The sequence below is a fragment of the Gayadomonas joobiniege G7 genome (assembly GCF_000300815.1).
Lineage (GTDB): Bacteria > Pseudomonadota > Gammaproteobacteria > Enterobacterales > Alteromonadaceae > Catenovulum > Catenovulum joobiniege.
In genome coordinates this window covers 294155-310051 of record NZ_AMRX01000001.1, presented here as the reverse complement: position 1 = coordinate 310051, position 15897 = coordinate 294155, and the positions used below count along the sequence as shown (strand labels likewise).

The 15897-nt window shown below is 41.5% G+C and carries 18 protein-coding genes; 6 read left to right on the top strand and 12 right to left on the bottom strand.

Annotation, left to right across the window (positions count from 1 at the left end; all coding sequences use genetic code 11):
* Positions 1-56 precede the first annotated feature (56 nt).
* From C727_RS0101535 to lptM, 5 genes are all read right to left on the bottom strand, one after another.
* A complete protein-coding gene (locus C727_RS0101535; RefSeq protein WP_026052500.1) occupies positions 57-797 on the bottom strand; it encodes a ParA family protein in 741 nt (246 codons plus the stop codon).
* Positions 798-813: 16 nt separating this feature from the next.
* Complete coding sequence (locus tag C727_RS0101530) at positions 814-2283, bottom strand: CHAD domain-containing protein (RefSeq protein ID WP_017443857.1); 1470 nt, start codon at positions 2281-2283, stop codon at positions 814-816.
* A 6-nt stretch (positions 2284-2289) separates the two neighbouring features.
* Entirely contained in the window at positions 2290-2469 is a 180-nt protein-coding gene (locus tag C727_RS17780; protein ID WP_017443856.1) for a hypothetical protein, read from the bottom strand.
* Between the two features lie 102 nt (positions 2470-2571).
* Positions 2572-3825: a diaminopimelate decarboxylase gene (gene lysA, locus C727_RS0101520; RefSeq protein ID WP_017443855.1), complete on the bottom strand. Its 1254-nt coding sequence runs from the start codon at positions 3823-3825 to the stop codon at positions 2572-2574.
* Between the two features lie 12 nt (positions 3826-3837).
* A complete protein-coding gene (gene lptM / locus C727_RS19250) occupies positions 3838-3969 on the bottom strand; it encodes an LPS translocon maturation chaperone LptM (protein WP_017443854.1) in 132 nt (43 codons plus the stop codon).
* 60 nt (positions 3970-4029) lie between these two features.
* Here lptM and cyaY point away from each other — a divergent pair, with 60 nt between their 5' ends.
* From cyaY to C727_RS0101500, 3 genes are read left to right on the top strand one after another with little or no spacing between them, the layout of a single operon-like run.
* A complete protein-coding gene (gene cyaY / locus C727_RS0101510) occupies positions 4030-4368 on the top strand; it encodes an iron donor protein CyaY (protein ID WP_017443853.1) in 339 nt (112 codons plus the stop codon).
* A 20-nt stretch (positions 4369-4388) separates the two neighbouring features.
* Complete coding sequence (locus tag C727_RS0101505; protein WP_017443852.1) at positions 4389-5057, top strand: alpha/beta hydrolase; 669 nt, start codon at positions 4389-4391, stop codon at positions 5055-5057.
* On the top strand, positions 5058-6500 hold the full coding sequence (locus tag C727_RS0101500; protein ID WP_017443851.1) for a sensor domain-containing diguanylate cyclase: 1443 nt from the start codon (positions 5058-5060) through the stop codon (positions 6498-6500).
* Between the two features lie 4 nt (positions 6501-6504).
* Here C727_RS0101500 and dtd read toward each other — a convergent pair whose 3' ends face one another.
* The 3 genes from dtd to C727_RS0101485 are packed head-to-tail and all read right to left on the bottom strand — an operon-like array spanning position 6505 to position 8727.
* Complete coding sequence (gene dtd / locus C727_RS0101495; protein ID WP_017443850.1) at positions 6505-6942, bottom strand: D-aminoacyl-tRNA deacylase; 438 nt, start codon at positions 6940-6942, stop codon at positions 6505-6507.
* Complete coding sequence (pip, locus tag C727_RS0101490) at positions 6939-7901, bottom strand: prolyl aminopeptidase (RefSeq protein WP_017443849.1); 963 nt, start codon at positions 7899-7901, stop codon at positions 6939-6941. The genes dtd and pip overlap by 4 nt, the downstream gene beginning before the upstream one ends.
* On the bottom strand, positions 7870-8727 hold the full coding sequence (locus tag C727_RS0101485; RefSeq protein ID WP_017443848.1) for a YihY family inner membrane protein: 858 nt from the start codon (positions 8725-8727) through the stop codon (positions 7870-7872). The genes pip and C727_RS0101485 overlap by 32 nt, the downstream gene beginning before the upstream one ends.
* Before the next feature lie 136 nt (positions 8728-8863).
* Between C727_RS0101485 and uvrD the strand changes: the two genes are divergently transcribed.
* Positions 8864-11032, top strand: coding sequence for a DNA helicase II (gene uvrD / locus C727_RS0101480; RefSeq protein WP_017443847.1), 2169 nt, complete (start codon positions 8864-8866; stop codon positions 11030-11032).
* A gap of 38 nt (positions 11033-11070) precedes the next feature.
* The gene (locus tag C727_RS0101475; RefSeq protein ID WP_017443846.1) at positions 11071-11823 is read left to right on the top strand and encodes a lipase family protein; all 753 of its coding nucleotides are present in this window, start codon (positions 11071-11073) and stop codon (positions 11821-11823) included.
* Positions 11824-11917: 94 nt separating this feature from the next.
* On the opposite strand, the gene gpsA is transcribed toward C727_RS0101475, so the two are convergent.
* Genes gpsA through C727_RS0101455 form a run of 4 tightly spaced genes read right to left on the bottom strand, consistent with a single transcriptional unit; the run spans position 11918 to position 14143 of the window.
* A complete protein-coding gene (gpsA, locus tag C727_RS0101470; RefSeq protein ID WP_420196311.1) occupies positions 11918-12925 on the bottom strand; it encodes an NAD(P)H-dependent glycerol-3-phosphate dehydrogenase in 1008 nt (335 codons plus the stop codon).
* The gene (gene secB, locus C727_RS0101465; protein WP_017443844.1) at positions 12922-13434 is read right to left on the bottom strand and encodes a protein-export chaperone SecB; all 513 of its coding nucleotides are present in this window, start codon (positions 13432-13434) and stop codon (positions 12922-12924) included. The genes gpsA and secB overlap by 4 nt, the downstream gene beginning before the upstream one ends.
* A 19-nt stretch (positions 13435-13453) precedes the next feature.
* Positions 13454-13708: a glutaredoxin 3 gene (gene grxC, locus C727_RS0101460; RefSeq protein WP_017443843.1), complete on the bottom strand. Its 255-nt coding sequence runs from the start codon at positions 13706-13708 to the stop codon at positions 13454-13456.
* A gap of 6 nt (positions 13709-13714) precedes the next feature.
* The gene (locus C727_RS0101455) at positions 13715-14143 is read right to left on the bottom strand and encodes a rhodanese-like domain-containing protein (protein WP_017443842.1); all 429 of its coding nucleotides are present in this window, start codon (positions 14141-14143) and stop codon (positions 13715-13717) included.
* A gap of 206 nt (positions 14144-14349) precedes the next feature.
* Between C727_RS0101455 and gpmM the strand changes: the two genes are divergently transcribed.
* Positions 14350-15897, top strand: coding sequence for a 2,3-bisphosphoglycerate-independent phosphoglycerate mutase (gene gpmM / locus C727_RS0101450; protein WP_017443841.1), 1548 nt, complete (start codon positions 14350-14352; stop codon positions 15895-15897).

The window sequence follows — 15897 nt, the reverse complement described above, 5'->3', positions numbered from 1 at the left end:
TGTTAAAATTACCAGTATATTAGCTCGCTAGCGGTATAATTCAAGTTTAATGCCGTTTATAAACGTTCACGAACCGCTTGCCACAATGACTGTACATGGGTGAAAACTGGTTTACCACTGGCAAATTCACCTAATGGTTGGCGATGTTCACCCATTTTTTCTAGGTCGGCCGCAAACGGAATTGTTACATCAATAAAGCTGCTGTAGCGCTCTTTTAAACGGGTTATGCTGTCGGCATGCATATGTTTTTGTTTTTGCACCATAGAAAAAAACGGGGTGATTTTATCTGTGTTTAATTTATATTCGTCAAAATACTGGTACAGCTGATCTAGAGTACGCTCTGATAGGGTGGTTGGAATAACAGGTACTAATACAAGATCACTGGTATAAAACACAGCCTCAGATAAGTTACTTATGGTTGGCGGGCAATCTAATATGATGAGGTCATAACTAGATTTAAAACCTTTTAGAACCTTTTTTAATCCTTTTTCTGGTTTACTAATGTCGCTAAGGTTGATATCAAAGTTGCGAAATGAAAAATGTGCCGGCAGTACATCAAGGTTTTCGTAATCGGCTTCTTTGATATGTTTAAGCAAGTACTCATGATCCTGAAAAAACTTTTCATCCCATGGTTTTTTTTTGCTTTTAACACGAAAGTAGAAAGATGAAGCACCCTGCGGATCTAAGTCAATTAACAAGGTTTTGTAGCCTGCGCGTGCTGCAAACCAGGCAATATTAACGGCAGTAGCGGTTTTTCCGACACCGCCTTTCATACTATAACAAGCAAGTGTTTTCACGTGAGCTCCTTAATGATTATGCCTGGCTAAGTTGTTTAACCAGTTGTTGAGTATCGGCTTTGGCGAACTCGGCAAATTGTTTCTGTATTTTTTTGCGAACTGATTTTTGCTCGCTCGCATATGTTTCGGCTAACATGATGGCCGCTTGCGCAGCGGTCGCGGGCGCATTTTCGGCAAATTGTCTTAACTTGTTTTGTTGTACTGAGTTATCGTTAAAATCACCCAATGAATTTTGCAATTTTTTTAGTTTTTTCTGTATCTGACTGGCAGCTTGAGCGGCTGGCAGTTGCTGCATATATTCAGTTAAATAGCGCAGTTTTTTACAGCTTAAACGTAACTCATGAACTTCTTCATCAGGGCTCTTGGCATGAATAGATTGACCGGTAGCAAGGACTTTTTTATAGTTTTTACGTAATAGTTTTTGCAAGCAGGGTTGAATACTCTGTTGGCTGTCAATTTGCAATAAACAGCTGATTAAATGATATATGTGATCAACTTTTTGCTGATAGTTTTGGCTGCTTAACCAGCTTTTTAGTTCACGGCGGCAGCCCCGCTGACGCGCTTCAAACGCACTAAAAAGTTGCTCTAATCCTTTTTGGTGATTAGTGTCTAATCGGTTAAAAAAGCTCTTTTTGTTATGCAGATAAACATCAAGATCGCGTAGTTCGTTGGTTTTTTTAGCTAAAAAAGCGAGCTCTTGTTGCAACTCAGATATTAATGTTTTTGGCAGTTGCTTTTTAAATAAACTTATTAGACCTCGAATTTTACGAATGGCAACGCGGTAGTCATGTAAAAATTCGATATCGTCATTATGCGCTAAAATACCGGCTTCATTCTCTCGAGCTAAATTAAAATAGGTATAGGCATATTGATGTACTGCTTGTTCAGGCGGCATATCAGCAGTCAGATTAAATTTAAGCGACAAGCTATATGTGGTGGGTGTAAAACCAGAGTGTGCCAATAACAAATGATAATCGGGTGCTATTTCAGTGATCTCATTATCGGTTGGCATTTGTTTGGCGAAACTGCGTGCTTGTTTTTCGTAACCACGCAATGCAGTGGCAGTTAACAAACAATGTTGGCTGTCGCAGGTGGCGGTGAGCCTTAAAATAACTTTACCTTCGTTATCACGTAAAACCCACTGTTGGCGAGTCACTAATATATTTTTTTGTAATCCTAATTTGCGCGCACCTACCACTTTATTTAGTTGCTCAGCGATATCTTCATCCTCTATATGGTGAGCAAATTTAGGGAGTTGCGGCAACAAGTGGTGTGTTTGCTCTGGGCTTATCCAATAGAAGCTATCATCTTGTTTAATCAAACAGGCTTTTTGTTTGAATATATGGTCTTCAAAGTCATCAAAAAAGCTAATTTGATGGCTTTCTTCTGAGTTTAAATCAGCCCTAAAGGCACTAAGTTTAGCTGATTTTTGAAGCGTTTCTTGCAGAAAATGAATGACTGAGTCGGTTTTTATTAGCCAGCGCATAAAACATTAATCCATTTTAATTTTATTGTGAAGGTAGGCTGTTACCAATTGCTCCAGAACTTTTTGCACTGAAGTATTTTCTGACGCCGCTTTATCTTTAAGAGCCTGCAAAGTGTCGCCATCTAACCGTAATGAGGTATTTTTTTTATTTTGTTTTTTTTCTTTATCTTTTTTAGTTTTTGGCATGGCTAACCCCTAAAAGTGACGTCACTTAGGGTTAGCCTACTGAATGTTTAAACTTTAAGCAAGTGTAAATGTCATTTTCATGACGCTTATGTGAAGTTTAGGTTATCCTGGGAATCTGTGTTCGCCTTTCCATAAGTCGGTCAGCTGCTCGCGCTCGCGCACTAAAAACACTTGTTCGCCGTCGACCATCACCTCGGCAGCGCGGACGCGTGAGTTATAGTTAGAGCTCATGGTGAAACCATACGCGCCACTGCTGCAAACCGCTAATAAATCACCTTCAGAAATAGCCAATTGGCGGTCTTTCCCTAAAAAGTCGCCCGTTTCACAAATTGGGCCAACGATATCGTAGTTGGCTAAAGCAGACTGGCTATTTTGTGCCACCGGAATGATATTTTGCCAAGCTTGATAGAGCGAAGGACGAATTAAATCGTTCATAGCTGCATCAACAATCGCAAAGTTTTTATCTTCACCCTGTTTGATAAATTCAACCTGAGTTAATAAAATACCGGCGTTGGCCATGATGGCTCGCCCCGGTTCAAACAAGACTTTTAGCTCGCGGCGGTTATTAAGTTTAGCTAATAGCTCTGACACATACTCTTGTGGTGCTGGTGGCGTTTCATTGTCGTATTTAACACCTAACCCCCCTCCAACATCTAAATGGCTTACTTGAATACCTGCTGCGCTGAGTTCATCAATTAAGTTTAACACTTTATCTAATGCGTCAACAAAAGGCTGAGTTTCGGTTAACTGAGAGCCGATATGACAGTCGATACCTTTTACTTCAAGGTGGCTTAATGCGTTGGCTTCTTTGTACACTTCAATGGCACGCTCTTTAGCAATACCAAACTTATTGGCTTTTAAACCAGTGGAGATATACGGATGCGTTTTGGCATCAACATCTGGGTTAACACGAATTGATATAGGGGCTTTTTTATTCAATTCAGCCGCAACTTTATTAATTCGTTTTAATTCTGGCTCTGACTCAACATTAAAGCAATAGATTCCAGCTTCTAACGCATATTCAATTTCGGCTTCAGTTTTGCCAACGCCGGAAAATACAACTTTTCCTGGTTCACCGCCCGCTTCGATAACACGGGCGAGTTCGCCGCCTGAAACAATGTCAAAACCCGATCCTAAGCGAGCTAAAACGCTTAATACACCTATGTTTGAATTCGCTTTAACGGCATAACAGATAAGATGCGGGTGCTCGCCTGCGGCCTCATCAAATGCTTTCCATTGAGTTTCAATTGCGTTTTTGGAATAGATGTAACAAGGTGTGTTAAACTGCTCCGCAATTTTAGTTACAGGTGTGCTTTCGGCATGCAGGCTGTTGTTTTGATATGTAAAATAGTCCAAGGATGAATCCGCCTATGTTGGTTTATCTGTGGGCTGCTGTGATGGCTGCGTTGGTTGCTCTGGAAGGTACAATGGCCCTTTTTGACCACAACCTGCTAACAGCGCAGATAACAAAATGCTTAAATAAATCGTTTTAAATCTCATCACAAGCCTTATACTGTCGAACAATGCGCAATATGATCGCACTCATGGGAGGAAAATCAAGTGAAAGTAACAAGTGAGTTAACCGAAACCCAATTTCATCAGTACGTTGACGATATTTTATTACAAATAGAAGAAAAATTAGAAAGTCTAGAAGAAGATTTAGACTTGGATTACGAAAACTCTGGCGGCAAATTAGATATAGAATTTGCAGACGGCAGTAAAATTATTATTAATAAACAAGAGCCTTTGTTACAGCTCTGGGTTGCCACTAAGTTTAATGGTCATCATTTTAATTATGTTGATGGCAAATGGATTGACGAACGTTTTGGCGATGAGTTTTGGCATTTTATTGAGCAAGCCGCGAGTAAACAGGCTGGTCAACTGATTAACTTTAAATAACAGGGATACCGAGGCAGAGCATGGCAAAGCCACTTGAATATATTGATGTTAACCCAGCAGGGGATGTTAAAAAACTGGTTGTTTGGATGCATGGCTTGGGTGACTCGGGGCACGGTTTTGCACCGATTGTTCCCCAGCTTAAACTGAGCAGCACATTAGGTGTGCGTTTTGTTTTTCCGCATGCGCCACAGCGAGCGGTCACTATCAATAATGGTTTAAGCATGCCTGCTTGGTACGATATTAAAAACATAGATTTTGCTTCACGGGTGGATATGGCTGGCGTTAGTGAGTCAGCGAGTTCGTTGATACAGTTGATAGAAACACAATTAGCAGAATATCAATTAACGTATCAGGATTTAGTGATAGCGGGTTTTTCACAAGGTGGTGTAATGACGTATCATCTAGCGCATCTTATTCAAGAGCCATGTGCTGGTTTGTTAGCTTTATCTTGTTATTCTGCAACGCCAGAGCCTGTTAAGCCACTTAATAAAAATGTTTTGAATACTCCTGTTATGGCAATGCATGGTCGAGCTGATAATGTTGTCCCTTTTGAATTGGGTAAAGCAGCGGCTGAAAAAATGCAGAGCGCAGGTTTTACTGTCACTTGGCATGATTATGCAATGCAGCATAACGTATGCCCTCAACAAATTGAGCAGATATCGACGTGGTTAACTGAGTTATTAGCGTAAATGAACAACTCAGCAACGCGGGGCTATCGCGCTAAGTTTATATCCATAGTGACCTTGTTAATTTTAGCTGGGTTTATCGTGAATAGTTTGGCCAGCTATTATACAGCTTACAATTCAGTATCATCACATATTCGGGATGATACCCTGCCACTTTCCAGCGATAATATTTATTCTGAAATTCAACGCGATTTATTAAGTCCAATCTTTATTTCATCAATGATGGCGCAAGATACTTTTTTGCGTGATTGGGTGTTAGATGGTGAAGTGGATGCAAGCGCGTTAGTTAAATATTTAAAGGGCGTGCAGGACAGATATCAGTCTGAAACTGCATTTTTTGTTTCTGAAAAAACTCGCCGTTATTATCATAGCTCAGGTGTTTTAGCGACAGTGGAAAAAGGTAAAGCCATTAACGAGTGGTATTTTAGAGTCGCACAAATGGATGATACTTATGAAATTAATGTTGATCATGACACCGCTAATCCGAGTGAAATTTCAGTTTTTATTAATTATAAAGTATTTGATTATCAGCAAAATTTTATTGGCGCGACCGGGGTTGGTTTATCCTTAAGTGAGGTAGAAGCCTTAATTGACAGTTACAGTAGCAAATATCATAGACAAGTGTATTTTGTCGACCGCTCTGGAGAATTGACATTACGTGGCCAACTCTTTGATTACGATGTTTCTAACGAAACTCTAAAAATTTTGCAAAAAGATCCGAGCCTGGAGCAATTAGCGGCAAGCAAAGGTTTAGACTACTCTGAAGGGAATCATAAAGTTTATGTTAATTTACGCTATATCCCTGAGTTTGATTGGTTTTTAGTGATTGAAGAACGGGATGTAATGCAAAAACAAGTGTTGTATCAATCATTGGCACTTAATATTAGTTTAGGTGTTGTGGTCAGTGTCATTGTTCTTATCCTAAGTTGGTTTACCTTGTCTGGTTATCAAAAGCGGTTAGAAATAATGGCCACAACAGATAAATTATCAGGTGCGCTCAACCGACATAGTTTTGACTTAATTTTTGAGCGTTATGTGGCGCTTAAAAAACGTAAACAAAGTGCTCTGTCTGGCATTATTTTAGATATTGACTGGTTTAAACAAGTGAATGATCAACATGGGCACTTGGTCGGCGATCGTTTAATTCGCGAGGTGGCGGATGTGCTGCGTGCCGAAATGCGAGACAGTGATGTAATTTGTCGCTGGGGCGGTGAAGAATATTTAATTTTATTGGCAGACTGCGATATTGCCTCGGCTGAAAAAATCGCGAATAATTTTTGCCAAACCATAGCACACCATACCTTTGAGGGTGGTAAAAATATGACAGCAAGTTTAGGTGTGGCTGAACTGGCACCTAATCAAACACAAAACGACTGGTTGCAAAAAATGGACAATGCGCTTTATAAAGCTAAAGCGAATGGCCGCAATCGAGTAGAGTTAGCTTGACAGTTCAGCTTTCTAAGCTGAATGTCATGGGGCCATCATTGATTAGCGCTACTTGCATGTCGGCTTGAAACTGACCCTGTTTAACAGTCAGTGAAGCCGCTTGTAAGGTTTGGCAAAAATCCAGGTACAGCTGCTTTGCAAGTTGTGGAGGTGCTGCATTTGAAAAACTGGGCCGCATGCCTTTGCGGGTGTCGGCCGCTAACGTAAACTGTGAGACGACCAAAACCTCGCCTTGAATATCTTTAACACTTAAGTTTGTTTTACCGTCAGCATCAGCAAAGATGCGATAGCCAGCAACACGCTCTGCCATGCGTTTGCTACGTGCTTGAGTATCGTCTTTTTCTACGGCTAAAAACACCAGTAGGCCATGTTCAATCGCAGAAATCAATTGGCCGTCGACACTCACGCTAGCCTGCGAAACTCTTTGTAACAGGGCTTTCATAATTTTGACTTTTGTCCTTTTAAAAATACCGCCATACTATTGCTTGCTTTGCAAAAGGCCTCACTGATGGCTTTTTCTTTTAATGAATGGCCAGCACTACCCACACATATTAGGGCACTTGCAGGCCAGCTTTGATTGAGCAGATCGGCTTGTGAAAAATCGCAAACGCTATCATAGCGGCCATGGATAATAGTGGCTGGAATATCCTTTATTTTGTCGATATTTGCAATAATTTGGTTTTCTTTTATAAACGAACTATGGCTAAAATAATGACTTTCAAGCAGAGCCATCGCTAGGGCATGATGAGGATTTAGGTCTTCTTCAATCTTGGTATGATCGGCGTGCAGGACAGAAATTCGGCTTTCCCACTGACACCAGTTGCGGGCGGCTGATAATTTATCGAGCTCATTATCACTGGTCAGACGGCGATAATAAGTGTTAATGAGTTGCTCAGGGTCATCACAAGGATGAGGGTTAAAATCGCGATAATAATCGCTAAATAAACGCGCTGCCCCATGACTTGAGTAAAGCCAGAATAAGTCTTGCTGACGGGCTAAAAAAATTCCGCGTAATAAAAAAGCAGCGACATGCTGAGGATACTGTTGCCCATAAAGCAATGCTAAGGTGGTTCCCCAACTGCCACCCGCCAGCAGCATTTTAGAGATGGATAACTGTTTTCTTAAAAGCTCTATATCGTTTATTAAATGTGCTGTGGTATTGTTATGCAAACTCATAAAGGGCTCACTCAGTCCGCAGCCTCTTTGATCAAACTGAATGATTCGGTAATACTCAGGATCAAATAATCGTCGTACAAAAGGGCTGCTGCCACCCCCAGGGCCGCCATGGCAATATATCACTGGGTAGCCATTGGCATTTCCAGACTCTTCATAATAAATCTTATGACCGTCCTCGGTTTTAATAAAATCGTTATAGTTGGTTTTTATCTGTGGATACAGCATTTTTATCATCCTTTTTATTTGGATTTTTAAATTCATCTAATACACAGGTTAGTTCAGCGCCTAATAAAACCACCATCCAGTTAAAATAAACCCATAAAAAGAAGATAGGGATAGCGGCTAATGAGCCGTATATCACTTGATAAGTTGGGAACGCGCGAATATACCAACTAAATAAATATTTGCAGGCTTCAAATAATAATGCAGTGATCACAGCGCCAATGACTGCAACTTGGCTGCTTGGTGGTTTGGCTGGAACAATGCGGTACAAGAGTAAAAAATAGAAAAATGAAAATAACATAGGGATGAGCGCATTAAATGACTTATCTGGAAACCAACTGGCGACCTCTTGTAACCAAGACATTGCCAGTAGCGCACTGGTCGCGATTAAACTTAAACCGATCAGAGCTGGGCCTAATAAAATGACAATTAAGTAGATTAATATATCCTGCCAGAGAGGTTTGACCTTTTTAGTCACAAAAATGCGGTTGAGTTCTTTATCAATGTTTTTTAACAAACTCAGCGCTATAACAACCAAAGCCAGCGCACTTAAGCCTGTCATTTTGCCAATATTTTGCATAAAGTGTTGTAGGTGTTCACGGATCTCTGTGCCGGCATTTGGCACAAACTGATCAAAGATAAAAGACTCTAACATTCTTTGAGCTTCGTCAAAAAAGCTGAAAGTACTCAGTGTACTTAAGATTACGGTGACAAAAGGTACAAAACTTAGCAATGTCACAAATGCCAAGTGACCGGCTGTCATTGTCAACTCGTCCTGTTTAGATTTTTCGAAAAATCGCAATACAAATTGTTTTGCGGTATCAAGCATAACTTTTGGCTCCCTGTATATCTTTGATCTCTATCATAGCAGGCGAATCGAGTGGTATTACAAGTTAAATTTGGGTCATGTGCATTTATACAGTACAATAACTGTTTATTTTTACTTTTACGAGTGAGCTAAGCTAATGGATGAAATTAGTCTAATAGATGGTTTAAATGACAAACAAAGAGAAGCCGTTGCTGCCCCTCAGCAATCTATGCTGCTGTTAGCTGGTGCCGGTAGTGGTAAAACCCGAGTACTGGTACAGCGAATTGCTTGGTTAATACGGGTAGAGCATATTTCATCTCATTCGATTTTAGCTGTTACTTTTACCAACAAAGCTGCTGCCGAAATGCGCAGCCGGGTAGAAGATATTTTAAAAACCTCAGTGCAAAGCATGTGGATAGGCACTTTTCATGGCATGGCTCATCGATTATTACGTTTACATCACGCCGACGCTGGTTTACCCGAAGGCTTTCAGATTTTAGATGCTGACGATCAATTAAGGTTGCTGAAGCGGATCGTGCGGGCATTGGATTTAGATGATAAAAAATGGCCACCAAAACAGGCAATGTGGTATATCAATGGCAAAAAGGATGAAGGTTTAAGGCCGCAACATATAGAAACCTGGGGCAATCAACACGAAGCCGTCTGGGTTAAAATTTATCAAGCGTATCAAGAAACTTGCGATCGTTCGGGGTTGGTGGATTTTGCTGAGCTTTTGTTGCGTGCGCATGAGTTATGGTTAAAAAAACCGCATATACTGGCTCATTATCAGCAAAGATTTAAACATATTTTGGTTGATGAGTTTCAAGATACCAATGCCATTCAGTACGCTTGGCTAAAAATGCTTGCCGAAGGTGATAATTTTATCAGTATTGTGGGGGACGACGATCAATCAATCTATGGCTGGCGAGGTGCGAGAGTTGAAAATATTCAAAAGTTTTTGGACGATTTTCCAGACGCCCATACCATACGTTTAGAGCAAAACTATCGTTCAACCGGCAATATTCTAAAAGCAGCAAATGCGGTGATTTCAAATAACAGTGAGCGGTTAGGTAAAAACTTGTGGACAGAAGCGAATGATGGTGAGGTTATCTCGGTTTATAGCGCTTTTAATGAAATTGATGAAGCAAGATTTGTTGTTAGCCGTATAAAAGACTGGTTTGAAAAAGGCAATGCATTGGCGGATAGTGCCATCTTATATCGAAGTAATGCTCAGTCGAGGGTATTAGAAGAAGTTTTAATCAGCGAAAATATCCCGTATCGAATTTATGGCGGATTGCGCTTTTTTGAACGACAAGAAATAAAAGATGCTTTGGCATATTTACGTTTAATTAATAACCGCCAAGATGATGCGGCTTTTGAACGAATCGTGAATACGCCAACTAGGGGGATTGGTGATAAGTCGTTGAGCCAAGTACGCCAGTATGCTCAGCAACACAATATAACCCTGTGGCAGGCTGCGGAGTCATTAATAAACGAGCGCTTATTAGCTGGCCGTGCAGCGTCAGCGATTGCCAGCTTTATCGCATTAATAAAAGACATGGACGAGCTGATAGAACCACTTGTTTTATACAAACAGGCAGAGCAGGTGATAAAAAAGTCTGGCCTTTATACCATGTATCAAAATGATAAAAGTGAAAAGGCGCAAGCGCGGGTCGAAAACTTAGAAGAATTAGTGTCTGCTTGTAAGGTGTTTGAAAATACGCAAAACGAACTCACAGAATTAAACGCCTTTTTATCACACGCTGCACTTGAAGCGGGCGAGAACCAAGCTGAGCGAGATCAGGATTCTGTTCAGCTAATGACACTACACAGCGCCAAAGGGCTGGAGTTTCCGCTGGTGTTTATGGTGGGTGTTGAAGAGGGGATGTTTCCAAGCTTGCAAACCAGCGAGGAATCCGGCCGGATGGAAGAAGAACGTCGCTTATGTTATGTCGGTATGACAAGGGCGATGCAAAAGTTATATTTAACCCATGCGGAAACACGCCGGATTTATGGCAAAGAACAATATCATGCGCCGAGCCGTTTTTTGCGCGAAATACCGACCCAGTGTTTGGATGAAGTACGACTGAATAATCAGGTGAGTCGACCCTATGGTGTTAGCCGCAATACTCATAGCATGCCGATAGATATGGCAGATGAAAGTCCTGCATATCAGTTAGGACAAAGAGTGTTACATCATAAATTTGGTGAAGGCACTGTATTAGATATTGAAGGTAGCGGCAAAGGTTGTCGGGTCCAAGTCAATTTTGATTTTGAAGGTAGCAAATGGTTAGTCGCGTCATTAGCTAACCTTGAGTGTATTTAGAGACTGCAGATGCGTAGTTAAACTTGTGAGATAAGGATATGGCGATCGTTCCGACTAAAGGTATTTGCTTATGTTTGTTTTTATTAATTGTTAGTACATCTTTGCGCGCAAAAGACTGTGTTATTTTATTGCATGGTTTGGCACGAGGGGCTGATTCAATGCAGCAGCTACAAAAAGGACTAGAACAGGCTGGTTATTCAGTGGCGAATATTGATTACCCGTCACGCCAGGCTAGAGTAGAAAATTTGGCTGGCATTGCCATTAACGAAGGCATTGCTCAGTGCAGATTAAAAAATGCTCGAAACATAAACTTTGTCACACATTCGATGGGGGGGATTTTAGTCAGGTATTTTTTGGCAAAAAAAACAATCGAAGATCTAGCTCGAGTGGTTATGTTGGGCCCACCGAATAAAGGGAGTGAAGTGGTCGATGAGCTAAAAAGTTTAGAGATATTCGAATGGATAAATGGCCCTGCAGGCCAACAATTAGGTACAGATGAGCAAAGTTTGGTTAATCAACTTGGCAAAGTTGATTTTGAACTGGGAGTAATTGCTGGCACCCGAACGATTAATCCAATTTTATCGACTATTTTACCAGAGCAAGATGATGGAAAAGTGACCGTGAAAAATACCAAAGTGGAGGGCATGTGTAGTTTTGTAAAATTACCTGTAACACATACCTTTATGATGATGAATGATACGGTTGAACGCCAAGTACTCTCGTTTCTTAATAATGGGCAGTTTTCTCACCCGTCAGCACAAAACGACCTGTGCGGTAAAAAAGGGTTTTAGAACAATACAAGCCGATGGGGTTTGAGCAATAAGAATAAAAAATCCGATGCTGAGAGATCATCGGACTTTTAGTTGTCATTTTTTGGCTAAAGATTTATTCAAACTTTTGCTCGCGGGCGAGCAGTGCAGAGGCAGCACTGGCTGGCGATTTACCTTGGTATAATACCTGATAAATTTCGCTAACAATTGGCATCTCAACATTGTTTGCTTGCGCCAACATATAAACTTCTTTGGTATTGCGATAACCCTCAACCACCTGGCCTATGCCTTCCATCGCTTGCTCAACTGATTTACCTTGCCCTAACGCCAAACCAAAACGACGGTTACGTGATTGGTTATCGGTGCAGGTTAACACTAAATCGCCTAATCCAGCCATGCCCATGAAGGTTTCGGTTTTTGCACCTAAAGCGGCCCCAAGGCGCATTAACTCGGTTAAACCACGAGTGATTAAAGCGGTTCTTGCATTGGCGCCAAAACCTATGCCGTCGGCCATACCTGCACCTATCGCGATCACATTTTTGACCGCGCCACCCATTTGTACACCGATAAAATCATTGTTTTTATAAACACGTAATGATCGTTCACAATGCATCAGCGTGGATAACGACTGGATAAAATCGGCGTCTTTAGAAGAGACGGAAATGGCTGTTGGTAAACCGGCAGCTAGCTCCTTTGCAAAGGTCGGTCCGCTGATCACGGCGAGTGGATGTTTGTCTTGCAAACAATCATAAGCAACGTCTTGCAATAAACGACCAGATTCTGGCTCTAGACCTTTAGTTGCCCAAGCAATGCTGGCATTGCTTTGTAACCAAGGTTTAATGGTGGCTAACGTTTGCGAAAACGCATGGCTAGGTACAACAATTAAAATCTTGTCGGCGACACTGACTGTGTGTTGTAGGTCAGAGCTAACCGTCAAACTTGGTGGTAGCTTAATACCTGGCAGGTAACGGGCGTTTTCGCGATGCTCATCAATTTGTTTAATTTGTTCGGCATCACGTCCCCATAAACAGACGTTGTAGCCGTTGCGGGCAATTGCGATAGCCAGAGCAGTGCCGTAAGAGCCGGCACCTAAAACACAAATATCAATCGGAGAGGACATTATGAGTCTAACTTCTGTTCGCCACCTTGAGCTTCAGCTTCTTTCTGTGCAACTTGCTGCATATAGCTAGCAAATAATGCATCAAAGTTAACTGGCGCAAGGTTTAACGCTGGGAAAGTACCTCGGTTTACTAAGTTAGAAACGGCTTCACGAGCATAGGGGAATAAAATACCTGGCGCCATTGAGCCAACTGTATGAGCCATTTGCTGCGGAGGTAAATTAGCAATTGCAAAAATACCTGCTTGTTCTACTTCAACTAAAAAGGCTGTTTTTTCGCCTACTTTAGCGGTTACAGTGACAGATAAAACAATTTCATAAACGTCTTTTTCTAATTCACGGCTCTTGGTGTCTATATCTAATTGCACATCTGGTTTCCATTGAGCTGTGAAAACTTCGGGTGAATTAGGCGTTTCAAACGAAATATTTTTTGCATAAATGCGTTGAATTGCAAATTGTGGTGCTTGTGCATCGGCAGCGTTTTCTGCTGGGTTCTGCGTATTTTCTTCAGACATTATAATACCTATTTTTTAGTTATGTGTTGAGCAATTTATCTAATTCGCCTGAGGCGTTTGCGGCTGCCAAGTCGTCCCAGCCTCCGACATGATGCTCGTTGATAAAAACTTGTGGCACAGTGGTGCGTTGGCTTAATTGGATCATTTGATCGCGCAGTTCAGGGTGTTTGCCAATATCGATTTCGTCAAAATCAACCTGTTTATCTTTTAACAACTGCTTAGCGCGCATACAAAAAGGGCACCATTGTTTGCTATACATGGTTACTTTAGCCATAAAATATTATCCTTTTACGACAGGCAGGTTTGCTCCAGTCCAAGCGCTCATGCCGCCGCTGAGTATATTGACGTTTTCGAAACCCGCAGAAGCTAACTGACCTGCTGTTTTGCCAGCCGTCATTCCAGAGGCACATAATATAATAATGGGCGCACTTTTATGATTTTCAAGTTTAGCGTTTTTACCGCTAATGGCTTGCTCATGCGTTAGGTTAATTGCACCAGCAATATGCCCTTTATTAAAGTCCGCAGCTGGACGAGTATCTACTAATAACGCGTCTTCTCGGTTAACCAATTGGGTCAGTTGTTGCGGATTTATGCGTGTAAAAGGCGAAATTTTTGCCTGTACAAACGAATAAATGACAGCGATAAAAAGTACGACCCAAGCACCGCTCATGATAGGGTGAGCTATAAAAAAATTAATATATTCCTGCATTGTGAACCTAATCAATAAATTATCTGGCGCAGATTATATACATAATCTGAGAGATTTTGCGAGAATAAGCAGACTTGAAAGCCACATTCAAATGCTTAGTATAAAAGAAATAACCAAGATTCAATCTTTTAATCGGAATTTCACTGATTTGTCCGTTGAACTCGGGTAAAATCAGCTTAACCGGAAGCAAATAACAGGTAAAGATTATGACAGCCACTAAAAAACCGTTAGTTTTAATTATTATGGATGGTTGGGGATACAGCGAAAATCCAGAAAACAATGCCATTCTTGCCGCCAATACACCCAATTTAGACCGCTTATGGAAAGACTATCCAAGCACTCTGATTTCAGGCTCAGGTTTAGATGTAGGTTTACCAAATGGCCAAATGGGTAACAGTGAAGTAGGCCATGTTAACTTAGGCGCAGGTCGTATTGTTTATCAAGACTTTACCCGTATTACTAAAGATATTGAAGACAAAACATTTAGCCAGAACGCTGCGTTAAGCAATGCTGTGGATAGTGCGGTTGCTGCTGGAAAAGCCGTACATATCATGGGACTGGCATCACCAGGTGGTGTGCATGCGCATTCAGATCATATTAAAGCTATGATTGAAATGGCGGCAGAAAAAGGTGCTGAGCAAATTTTTGTGCATGCATTTACGGATGGGCGCGATACAGCGCCGCGTAGCGCCGAAGCCCCCTTAGCTGAGCTGGACGAAACATTGGCAAAAACAGGCAAAGGGAGAGTGGCAAGTTTAATTGGTCGCTATTATGCAATGGATCGTGATAAGCGTTGGGATCGTGTGCAAGCTTGTTATGATTTGTTGACTCAAGGCAAAGCTGAATTTACCGCTAACTCAGCCGTGGCTGGTTTGCAAGCCGCTTACGAGCGCGATGAAAATGATGAATTTGTAAAAGCGACAGCGGTTGTTGATGCGGATGGTCAAGTGGCTAAAGTTGAAGACGGCGATGCGGTTATTTTTATGAACTTCCGTGCTGACCGCGCGCGCGAAATCACCCGCGCTTTTGTTGACACAGATTTTGACGGTTTTGAGCGTGCAGTCACACCAAAATTATCCGACTTTGTCATGCTAACCCAATATGCTGCTGATATTAAAGCCAGCTGTGCGTATCCACCAGAAGATTTAGTCAATGTAATGGGCGAGTGGTTAGAAAAGCATAATAAAACTCAGTTGCGTATTTCAGAAACTGAAAAATATGCGCATGTCACGTTTTTTTATAGCGGTGGTCGAGAAGATGAATTTAATGGCGAAGAACGTATTTTAATACCTTCACCTCAAGTAGCTACTTACGATGAACAGCCAGAAATGAACTCGGTTTTATTAACTGACAAGTTAGTTGAAGCAATCAAATCACAAAAGTTTGATGCCATTATTTGTAATTATCCGAATGGTGACATGGTTGGCCACACTGGTGTATTTGATGCGGCGGTTAAAGCCTGTGAAGCAGTGGATACAGCGATTGGCCGAGTGATAGAAGCCTTGGCTGAAGTTGGCGGCGAATGCTTAATAACGGCTGACCATGGTAATGCTGAGCAAATGGTTAACCCACAAACAGGTCAGGCGCACACAGCGCACACCAGCGAGCCCGTGCCATTTATTTATTATGGCCGCAATGCCAAAGTTGCGAAACAAAACGGGGTATTAAGTGATGTTGCTCCGACTATGTTGCATTTGATGGGCATGGAGCAGCCGGCTGAAATGACAGGCCAGCCAATTATGAAACTGGTTTAA